General features: G+C 61.1%; 10 protein-coding genes. 3 read left to right on the forward strand and 7 right to left on the reverse strand.

All coding sequences use genetic code 11. From position 1 onward, the window contains the following. Positions 1–123 precede the first annotated feature (123 nt). The 4 genes from IEW63_RS12880 to IEW63_RS12895 form a co-directional block, all read right to left on the reverse strand. Positions 124–1,539: an NAD(P)(+) transhydrogenase (Re/Si-specific) subunit beta gene (locus IEW63_RS12880; RefSeq protein WP_188637032.1), complete on the reverse strand. Its 1,416-nt coding sequence runs from the start codon at positions 1,537–1,539 to the stop codon at positions 124–126. A gap of 6 nt (positions 1,540–1,545) precedes the next feature. Further along, on the reverse strand, positions 1,546–1,869 hold the full coding sequence (locus IEW63_RS12885) for an NAD(P) transhydrogenase subunit alpha part 2 (RefSeq protein WP_188637033.1): 324 nt from the start codon (positions 1,867–1,869) through the stop codon (positions 1,546–1,548). A gap of 4 nt (positions 1,870–1,873) precedes the next feature. Beyond that, the gene (locus IEW63_RS12890) at positions 1,874–3,001 is read right to left on the reverse strand and encodes an NAD(P) transhydrogenase subunit alpha (RefSeq protein WP_188637034.1); all 1,128 of its coding nucleotides are present in this window, start codon (positions 2,999–3,001) and stop codon (positions 1,874–1,876) included. Between the two features lie 204 nt (positions 3,002–3,205). Then, positions 3,206–4,108, reverse strand: coding sequence for an AEC family transporter (locus IEW63_RS12895; protein ID WP_188637035.1), 903 nt, complete (start codon positions 4,106–4,108; stop codon positions 3,206–3,208). Positions 4,109–4,235: 127 nt separating this feature from the next. Here IEW63_RS12895 and IEW63_RS12900 point away from each other — a divergent pair, with 127 nt between their 5' ends. After that, positions 4,236–5,648, forward strand: a complete 1,413-nt coding sequence (locus IEW63_RS12900; protein ID WP_188637036.1) for an alanine/glycine:cation symporter family protein — start codon at positions 4,236–4,238, stop codon at positions 5,646–5,648. Positions 5,649–5,702: 54 nt separating this feature from the next. Here IEW63_RS12900 and cysS read toward each other — a convergent pair whose 3' ends face one another. Both cysS and IEW63_RS12910 read right to left on the reverse strand, forming a co-directional pair. Beyond that, positions 5,703–7,088 (reverse strand): cysteine--tRNA ligase, encoded by a 1,386-nt coding sequence (cysS, locus tag IEW63_RS12905; RefSeq protein WP_188637037.1) that lies wholly within the window; start codon positions 7,086–7,088, stop codon positions 5,703–5,705. A gap of 3 nt (positions 7,089–7,091) precedes the next feature. Next, positions 7,092–8,759 (reverse strand): glutamine--tRNA ligase/YqeY domain fusion protein, encoded by a 1,668-nt coding sequence (locus IEW63_RS12910; RefSeq protein ID WP_188637038.1) that lies wholly within the window; start codon positions 8,757–8,759, stop codon positions 7,092–7,094. A gap of 152 nt (positions 8,760–8,911) precedes the next feature. Between IEW63_RS12910 and IEW63_RS12915 the strand changes: the two genes are divergently transcribed. Continuing rightward, positions 8,912–9,406, forward strand: coding sequence for a peptidylprolyl isomerase (locus IEW63_RS12915; RefSeq protein WP_188637039.1), 495 nt, complete (start codon positions 8,912–8,914; stop codon positions 9,404–9,406). A 9-nt stretch (positions 9,407–9,415) separates the two neighbouring features. Beyond that, positions 9,416–10,153, forward strand: coding sequence for a UDP-2,3-diacylglucosamine diphosphatase (lpxH, locus tag IEW63_RS12920; protein ID WP_188637040.1), 738 nt, complete (start codon positions 9,416–9,418; stop codon positions 10,151–10,153). A 102-nt stretch (positions 10,154–10,255) separates the two neighbouring features. Here lpxH and IEW63_RS12925 read toward each other — a convergent pair. Next, on the reverse strand, positions 10,256–10,441 hold a 186-nt coding region (locus tag IEW63_RS12925), incomplete at its 5' end, for an electron transfer flavoprotein subunit alpha/FixB family protein (protein WP_195826174.1).

The following is a 10,441-nucleotide window of genomic DNA, read 5'->3' on the forward strand; positions in this document are numbered from 1 at the left end:
TTTACGGCCCCTGCATTATTCCCTATCGCGTCACTGCTCGCTGTGAGCGAGTCGGCATTATCGATCATCCATAAAAAAGGGGCTTCGTTTTCACGAAGCCCCCTCTTCTGCAACAGTCCGGAATCAACCCAGCGATTTGACCGCTTCGATCATCTGAACCATCACTTTCTGCGCGTCGCCATAGACCATGGAGGTATTCTCGGCGAAGAACAGTTCGTTCTCCACGCCGGAGTATCCCTTGCCCTGACCACGCTTGACCACGTAGGCCTGACGCGCCATGTCGACGTTGAGAATCGGCATGCCGTAGATCGGGCTGGACTTGCGATGACGGGCGGCCGGGTTGACCACGTCGTTGGCACCCAGAACGATGGCCACGTCGGCCTGCGGGAAGTCCTCGTTGATGTCTTCCAGGTCATAGATGATGTCGTAAGGCACACCCGCTTCGGCCAGCAGCACGTTCATGTGGCCGGGCATGCGACCGGCAACCGGGTGGATGGCGAAGGCCACGTCCACACCCTGCTTCTGCAGCAGCTTCACGAACTCGTACAGCTTGTGCTGGGCCTGGGCCACTGCCAGGCCGTAGCCCGGAACAATGATCACCTTGCTCGCGTAGTACATGGCAATGGCTGCGTCGGAGGCATCAGCCGACTTCATGGTGCCTTCAATCTCGCCACCATCCTCGTCACTGCCGCCAAACTGGCTGAAGATGATGTTGCTGACCGGACGGTTCATCGCCTTGGCCATCATCAGCGTCAGCAGCGTACCCGCGGAACCGACCACCGTACCAGCGATGATCATCGCCGGGTTCTGCAGCACGAAGCCTTCGAAGGCCACGGCCAGACCGGTCAGGGCGTTGTACAGGGAGATCACTACCGGCATGTCGGCGCCGCCGATCGGCGTGGTCAGCAGCACACCCAGTGCCAGAGCGAGCACAAAGAACAGCGCGATCAGCGGGAAGGAAATGCCACCTTCGAGCCCGGTCACTACAATGTAGGCACCCAGAGCCAGCGAGCCGAGGAACAGGACCAGGTTGATGATCTGCTGTGCAGGCAGGCGAAGCACGCCATTCATGCGGCCATCAAGCTTGGCCCAGGCAATCAGCGAGCCGGACAGCGCTACCGCGCCGATCAGACCGCCCAGCACTGCCAGTACCGATACCACAGCCCCATGGGACTGGGCGTTACCGGAGAACAGCTCGGTCGCGGCAATTGCGGCAGCCGCACCGCCGCCCATACCGTTGTACAGGGCGACCATCTGCGGCATGTCGGTCATGGCGACCTTCTTGCCGCTGTACCAGGCCCAGCCCAGGCCCAGGCCCAGTGCGATCAGTACCAGCGCCACGTTCATGGTCAGGTATTCTTCGGCAGCCGGACGAACGTCGAAGCCATACAGGAAGGCAGCCAGTACCGCCAACACCATGCCGACACCGGCAATCAGGATACCCGAGCGCGCAGTGACCGGGCTGGCCATGCGCTTGAGGCCGTAGATGAACAGCAGTGCCGCAAGAAAGTAGGCACCGTGGATTATGTATTCAATCATCTGTTGTTATTCCTTGTCCGCTGTTCCCGGGCGCTTGTCGCTGGGCTTGAACATTTCCAGCATGCGCTCGGTTACTACATAGCCGCCGGCGGCGTTACCCGCGCCGAGCAGCACACCAAAGAAGCCAATCACCTGCTCCAGGGTCGAGCCGGCGTTGAGCAATGCCCACATGGCGCCGACCACCACGATACCGTGGACGAAGTTGGAGCCGGACATCAACGGAGTGTGCAGAATGGACGGCACCTTGCCGATGATTTCATAGCCGGTGAAAGCCGCCAGCATGAAGATGTACAGGGCGACAAAGCCGGTAATGGTTACTACTGGATCCATGAGATTATCCCTCGGCTGATTCGATGGCCTTGCGAGCGGCCTCGTTACGGATTTCACCGGCATGAGTCAGCACCGCACCGGCCAGAATCTCGTCTTCCCAGTCGATGGCCAGCTCGCCATCCTTGACCATCAGGCCGACCAGGTTCTGCAGGTTGCGGGCATACGGCTCGGAGGCGTGCTCGGCCAGGCGGCTGGGCACGTTGAGCGGCGCGACAATGGTCGCCGGCCCGACTTCAACGGTTTCACCCGGTACGGTCAGCGGAGTATTGCCACCGCCCTCGCCTGCCAGATCGATGATCACCGAGCCGGGTTTCATGCCCATGATCTGGGCTTCGCTGATGATCTTCGGGCTCGGACGGCCAGGGATCGCCGCTGTGGTGATCACCGCGTCGGCCTGCTGGATATGACGGGTAATGACCTTCTCGACCTGGGCCTTTTCCTCATCGGTCAGTTCGCGGGCGTAGCCGCCTTCACCGCTGGCGGAGACGCCGGTGTCGACAAACTTGCCGCCCACCGATTCGACCTGTTCCTTCACCTCGGCACGCACGTCGTAGCCTTCGATCATCGCACCCAGACGCTTGGCGGTAGCCAGCGCCTGCAGGCCGGCAACACCGGCGCCCATGACCAGCACCTTGGCCGGACGCAGGGAGCCAACGGCGGTGGTCATCATCGGCAGAATACGGTTGAGGCTGGTCGCCGCCATCAAACCGGCTGAGTAGCCAGTCAAGGCAGCCTGGGAGGACAGCGCGTCCATGGCCTGGGCGCGCGTGATGCGCGGCACCAGCTCCATGGCGAAACAGGTGATCTGACGATCACGCAGCGCCTTGACCACTTCCGGCTCACGGTGCGCGTAGATGAAGCTGCAAAGAACCGTGCCTGGTGCCATCTTCTCGATGTCGGCCACAGTGGGGGGTTGAACGCTGAACACCAGGTCGGAACTGACCGGTGCGGAAGCGATTTTCACGCCTTCCTTTTCATATGCGCTATCGGGAATTCTTGCAGCCTGGCCTGCGCCGGATTGCAGAGAGCATTCGATGCCCATTTTCGCCAGTTTACTGGCGACGGATGGGACCAGGGCGACGCGTTTTTCGTGTTCGCGTGTTTCCCCGGGAACAAACAGACTGACCGGCATGGAGTCTCCTTCACCTATTGTTTGTCTTGTTCAAGCCAAAAAACGCCGGCAAGCATACACCAAATGCCATTGGACTTTCGTAGTTGTTTTGAAACTTTTTTGGATTCGCTTTCGCGTATTTATCCTGAAAGGACTCGCCGATGCGGGGAAATATCAGTTTTTCTGCGTATTTCCAGTGAGTTACGCCGAAAACATGACGTCTTGTCAGAAGCCGAGAATGACCAGCCAGAGCGGCAGGGTCAACGCAGCGAGCAGTGTCGAGAGGAAAATAACCGAGCTGATGATGCGGGTATCAGTGGCTCCCATGGCGAACGCAAGCACGTTCACCCCCGTCGGGCAGGCCGCCATCAGCACCAGCACCGCATGGGCGGTCGGATTCAGACCGGGAAGCAGACTCCCGGCGCCAAGCATCATGGCGGGGAACGCCACCAGCTTGGCCAGGGTGAGCAGCAACATGCTGCCGCTGAGGTGCAGCCGGTAGCCGGACAGGCTCATGCCAAGCATCAGCAGTGCCACCGGCAACGCGGCCGCGGCAAGCAGCTCGATCAGTCGCCACAGCGGATCGGGAATGGTCAGGCCGGAAAGATTCACCAGCGCTCCGAGTGCCAGGCCGATGATCAACGGGTTGGCAAGGCTGGCGAGCAGATTCCGCCAGTTGACCCCCTCGCCGTCTCCCCAGAAGGCGTTGTACAGACTTTGCAGGGTAAACAGGACAAGACTGTGGAACACCAGGATCGCGAACAGGTAGACCAGACTGTCGATGCCCAGCATCACGGTGATGATGGGAATCCCCACCAGCACATTGTTGGAGTAGCTGGCGGCCAGCCCCATTGACGAAGGGCGCCCCAGCCGACGGTGCATGAGCAGGTTGACGCCCACGAACAGGCTGATGGCAGGAAGATAATAGAGCAGCAACAGCTGCGGTGACATGGCCTCCGCGAGATCCGCCCTGGCAAGGCCGGAGAACAGCAGCACCGGCATGAACAACTTGAAGGTGATCACACCGAGGGTCCTGCCGCCATCGGCAGGAATCACACCGCGCGCGCCGAAGAGCCAGCCGAGCAGGATGAGACCGAAGACCGGAATCAGGGCGTTGAGCACTACCATCAAGATCTCCCAGACAGCGCGGAACCCGGGTTCCGGTAAAGCCGACAAGCTTAGCACGCGAGGCTCTGGATGGCAGTTTCCATCGCAGCGGCTACTCTCAGGTTTCCACTGCATACAAGGAACCCCCATGAACGCCGTTATCGACTTTCTCAATAACATCTTCTGGAGCTACATCCTCGTCTACGGCCTGCTGGCGGTGGGCGCGTTCTTCACCCTGCGGCTGGGCTTCATCCAGTTCCGCCATTTCGGGGAAATGGTCCGGGCCATCGTCGGCGCCCGGCAGAGCGACAAGCACGGTATTTCCCCGTTCCAGGCGCTGTGTACCAGCCTCGCCTCGCGGATCGGCACCGGCAATATCGCCGGCGTGGCCGTGGCTCTCTATCTGGGCGGCCCAGGTGCGATCTTCTGGATGTGGGTGGTGGCGCTGGTGGGCATGGCCACGGGTTACGCCGAGAGCACCCTCGCGCAGCTCTACAAGGTCGAGGACCGCCGGGGCCAGTATCGCGGCGGCCCGGCCTTCTATATCGCCAGGGGTTTGAAGGCGCCCTGGGCGGGTGCGATCTTCGCTGTCAGCCTAATCCTGTCCTTCGGTCTCATATTCAACGCCGTACAGGCGAACTCCATTGCCGATGCCATGGAAAATGCTTTCGGATTGCAAAAGGTCTGGGTTGGTGTCGCCCTGGCCTTTCTGGCCGGGTTGGTAATCTTCGGCGGCCTGCGGACCATTGCCCGCTTTGCGGAGTATGTGGTGCCTTTCATGGCGGGCGCCTATGTATTGATGGTGTTCTATGTGCTGGCGGTTAACATCGCGGATGTCCCAGGGGCCTTCATGTCGATTCTCCGCGGGGCCTTCGGTCTGGAGGAGGCTGCTGGAGGCGCCGCCGGCTCCATGACAGCGGCCATGCTGAATGGTATCAAGCGTGGGCTATTCTCCAACGAGGCCGGCATGGGGTCGGCACCCAACGTGGCGGCAACAGCCACACCGGCGCCCCATCACCCCTCCTCCCAGGGTCTGGTCCAGGCGGCTGGGGTCTTTCTCGACACCATCGTCATCTGCACCGCAACGGCGATCATGATCCTGCTATCGGGCGTTCTCGAGTCGGGCAACGGTGTTACCGGCATCCAGTTGACCCAGCAAGCGCTGGCGGTACATGTCCGAGAGGCCGGCAATGTCTTCGTCGCCATCGCTATCCTGTTCTTCGCATTTACTTCCATCGTGGCGAACTACACCTATGCGGAAAATGCGCTGATTTACCTCGGGGCCGGAAACACGCTGGGGCTTACGCTGTTGCGCATCGTTGCGCTGGCGATGGTGGTCTGGGGCGCAAGGGAGGCCGTACTCACGGTATTCAACGCCGCCGATGCCTCAATGGGGCTGATGGCGACGATCAACCTGATCGCGATAGTGCTGCTGTCGGGGACCGTCAGCAAGCTGACCAGAGATTACTTTGCCCAGCGCAGACAGGGATTGGTACCGCGCTTCAGGTCGGCTGATTTTCCGGAGCTGGATCGGCAGCTGGATAACGACATCTGGCGATAGGGCGATAGAAACGAGGCTGCCTGCTGCGGTAGTGCCCAGCAGGCAGCGTCGAGGTCAGTCCTTCAGGCGCCAGGTAGTGACGCCCTTGCTATCCTCCAGAACCACGCCCATGTCCGCCAACTGGTCACGGATGCGGTCTGATTCGGCCCAGTTCCTGTCAGCCCGAGCCTGCAGGCGGGCCTCGATCAGCGCTTCGACCTGCGCCTCGTCCACCTTGCCCACCACGCCGGCATGCAGGAACTTGTCCGCGTCCAGCTGCAGCAGACCAAGGACGGCGGCCTGCTCGCGCAGACGCGCTCCCAGTCCGGCGGCGGCTGCCGGGTCGGATTCCTTCAGCCGGTTCACCTCCCGTGCCATTTCAAACAGGACGGCGCAGGCCTCCGGGGTGTTGAAGTCATCATCCATTGCCTTGCAGAAGCGGGCGACAAACTCCTCACCTCCTTTGGCAGGAACCTCGGGTAAACCCTTGAGCGCCCGGTAAAAACGCTCCAGCGCGCCGCGGGCTTCACGGAGGTTGTCCTCGGAATAGTTGATGGGGCTGCGATAGTGGCTGGCCACCAGCAGATAGCGCACCACTTCCGGGTGATACTTTTCCAGCACATCACGGATGGTGAAGAAGTTGCCCAGGGACTTGGACATCTTCTCGCCGTCCACCCGCACCGCGCCGGCATGCATCCAGCTCATCGCGTAGGGTTTGCCAGTGGCCGCTTCGCTCTGGGCGATCTCGTTCTCGTGGTGCGGGAACACCAGGTCCGGACCGCCACCGTGGATATCGAAGGTATCCCCCAGGCAGCAAGTGGACATGACCGAGCACTCGATATGCCAGCCGGGACGGCCTTCACCCCAGGGGGAAGACCAGCTCGGCTCGCCGGGCTTGGCACCTTTCCAGAGCACGAAGTCCAACGGGTCTTCCTTGGCCTCGTCAACCTCGATGCGGGCACCGATCTTCAGGTCCTCGATCCGCTTTCGCGACAGCTTGCCGTACTCGGCAAACCGGCCGACCCGGTAGTACACGTCGCCGTTGCCCGGGGCGTAGGCGTAACCCTTGTCGATCAGCGTCTGGATCATCGCGTGCATGCCGTCGATGTGCTCACTGGCACGGGGCTCCTGATCCGGGCGCAGTACGCCCAGTGCGGCCTCGTCCTCATGCATGGCGGCAATCATGCGCTCTGTCAGCTGCTGGAAGGTTTCGCCGTTCTCCGCAGCGCGCCGGATGATCTTGTCATCGATATCGGTGATATTGCGCACATAGGTCAGGTCGTAGCCCCTGGCGCGCATCCAGCGCGCCACCACGTCGAAGGCTACCATCACCCGGGCATGGCCGATATGGCAGAAGTCATATACGGTCATACCGCAGACGTACATGCGCACCTGGTTGTCCACCAGCGGGCGCAGCGGCTCCTTGGCCTTGCTCAGGGTGTTGTAGATCTGCAGTGTCATCGCTTATTGCCCCCAGGAGTCGCGCAGGGTCACAGTGCGGTTGAACACCAGATTGCCCGGACGCGAGTCCTTGTTGTCGGCGCAGAAGTAACCCTCCCGCTCGAACTGGAAGCGGTCCTCCGGCGTGGCGCCGGCCAGCGACGGCTCGGCTCTGCACCCCTTGAGCACGACCAGTGACTCGGGGTTGATGTTGTCGAGGAAGCTGCCGCCCTCTTCCGTCTTGTCCGGATTGGCCTCGGTGAACAACCGGTCGTACAGGCGCACTTCACACTCCACGCTTTCCGCAGCCGGCACCCAATGAATGACGCCCTTCACCTTGCGCCCCTCGGGGTTCTTGCCCAGGGTGTCCGGGTCGTAGGAGCACAGCAGCTCGACAATGTTGCCGTCCGCATCGGTTACCGCCTCGTCTGCGCGGATCACATAGCTGCCACGCAGACGCACCTCGCCACCGGGCACCAGGCGCTTGTAGCCCTTGGGCGGATCAACCATGTAATCGTCCCGATCGATATAGATCTCGCGACTGAACGGCAGCGTGCGCTCGCCCATGTCCTGCTTCGGATGGCGGGGCAGCGTCAGTTGCTCTACCTGGCCTTCCGGGTAATTGGTGATGGTGACCTTGAGCGGCCGCAGGACGCACATGGCGCGCGGCGCGTTGTTGTCCAGGTCGTCACGGATGCAGAACTCCAGCATGCCCATGTCGACCACTGCATCGGAGCGGGTAACGCCGATACGCTCGCAGAATTCGCGGATGGAAGCCGGCGTGTAGCCGCGACGGCGGAAGCCGCTGATGGTGGACATCCGCGGATCATCCCAGCCGGTCACATGGCCTTCGTCCACCAGCAACTTGAGCTTGCGCTTGCTGGTGATGGTGTAGTTGAGGTTCAGCCGGGCAAATTCGTACTGGCGCGGTTTGGCCGGCACCGGCAGGTTGTCCAGGAACCACTCATACAGCGGGCGGTGGTCCTCGAACTCGAGAGTACAGATCGAGTGGCTGATGTGCTCGATGGCGTCGGACTGGCCATGGGTGAAGTCATAGCTGGGATAGATGCACCATTTGTCACCAGTCTGGTGGTGATGGGCATGGCGGATCCGATACAGAATAGGGTCCCGCATGTTCATGTTCGGTGAGGCCATGTCGATCTTCGCGCGCAGCGCACGGGCCCCATCGGGGAATTCGCCGGCCTTCATGCGCTGGAACAGATCGAGGTTTTCCTCGACGCTGCGGTCGCGGAACGGGCTGTTCTTGCCCGGCTCGGTCAGGTTGCCACGGTATTCACGGGCCTGCTCCGGCGACAGATCACAGACATAGGCCTTGCCTGCCTTGATCAGTTCGATGGCCCATGCATACAGCTGGTCGAAGTAATCCGAGGCATAACGCACGTCGCCGTCCCACTGAAAGCCCAGCCAGCGCACGTCTTCCTTGATGGAGTCGATGTATTCCTGCTCTTCCTTGGCCGGGTTGGTATCGTCGAAACGCAGATGGCAGACCCCGCCGAACTCCTTCGCCAGACCAAAGTTCAGACAGATCGACTTGGCATGACCAATATGCAGATAGCCGTTGGGCTCCGGCGGAAAGCGCGTCACTATCCTGGTGTGCTTGCCGCTCTGCAGGTCTGCCTGCACGATCTGACGCAGAAAGTGGGCGGGTGGCGTGGTTTCCGGTTTATTCATAGGTGCTTCGGGACTCATCCAAGAGGGTGTGGTTGGGCAGTGTAAAAAATGACGCCTATCATACCCTAAACTCGAGGATGCCTGAATCAGCCCCAGCTGATAGCATTGCACTCCTTCATTCAACCCGTACAAACAAGGCGAGGATCAATCGCATGGTCAAGCTGCATACCAACTTCGGCGTCATTACCCTGGAACTCTTCGCCGACAAGGCACCGGAAACCGTCGAGAACTTCAAGCAGTACGTGCGTGACGGCCATTACGACAACACCATCTTCCACCGGGTGATCAACAATTTCATGATCCAGGGCGGCGGCTTCGAGCCGGGCATGGTGCAGAAGGATACCCGCGCGCCGATCAAGAACGAAGCCAACAACGGCGTCGGCAACACCGTTGGCACCGTCGCCATGGCCCGCACCATGGACCCGCATTCGGCCAGCGCCCAGTTCTTCATCAACGTTGCCGACAACAGCTTCCTCAACCATACCGCCCAGACCACCCAGGGCTGGGGTTATGCGGTGTTCGGCAAGGTCAGCGAGGGCATGGATGTGGTAGAGAAGATCAAGGCAGTACGTACCACCAGCCGCGCCGGCCATCAGGACGTGCCTGCGGACGACGTGGTCATCGAGCGCGCCGAACTGGTCGAGTAATACCTGCAGATGCGCTGTCTGTTCATCTCGGATCTGCATCTTGAAGCACAACGCCCGGACATCACCCGGGCGTTTCTGCGTTTTCTCCAGGAGCGTGCCAAGGGAGCTGGCGCTCTCTACATACTGGGCGACTTCTTTGAAGTCTGGCTCGGGGACGACAACCCCGACCCGCTGGCAGACGAAATCAGCGCGGCCCTGCTCGCCCTGTCGCGCGCCGGTACTTCCATATATGTCATGCATGGCAACCGGGATTTCCTCATCGGCCGGGACTTCTGCCGCCGCTCCGGCTGCATCCTGCTCCGCGACCCAACCGTCATCAGGCTGAACGGCGAGCGGGTACTGCTGATGCACGGGGACAGCCTGTGCATCGATGATACCGGGTACATGCGCATGCGCCGCTGGCTGCGCAACCCGGCGAGTCTGTTCATCCTGCGCCACCTGCCCCTGCAGACCCGCCACCGCATCGGTCGCAAGCTGCGCAACGAAAGCCAGCAGCGTACTCGTTACAAGGCGCTGGATATCACCGATGTCAATCAGGACGAGGTGATCCGGGTAATGCGCGAACACAGGGCCACCACCCTCATCCATGGCCACACCCACCGCCCGGCAGTGCATTCGCTGGAGGTGGATGGCCAGACTGCACAGCGGATTGTTCTGGGGGACTGGGACAAGGATGGCTGGGCGCTGGAGGTGGATGGGGATGGGGATGGGGATGGGTATCGGCTGGGGAGTTTCGGGTTGGGTTGAAGGTGTTTTTTCCTGATGAGCTTCTCGCCCCCCCCGGCCACAAAAACAAAACCCCCGGCTCTCTCGAACCAGGGGTTTCACTTACCGCTTCAAGCCTGTCGTTTACAGCTTGCTGGTCAGCTCCGGTACGATCTCGAACAGATCGCCCACCAGACCGTAATCGGCTACCTGGAAGATCGGCGCTTCCTCGTCCTTGTTGATCGCAACAATGACCTTGGAGTCCTTCATGCCCGCCAGGTGCTGGATGGCACCGGAGATGCCGACGGCGATGTACAGCTGCGGCGCAAC

Origin of the sequence: Halopseudomonas pertucinogena, from assembly GCF_014646575.1 — a bacterium.
Lineage (GTDB): Bacteria > Pseudomonadota > Gammaproteobacteria > Pseudomonadales > Pseudomonadaceae > Halopseudomonas > Halopseudomonas pertucinogena.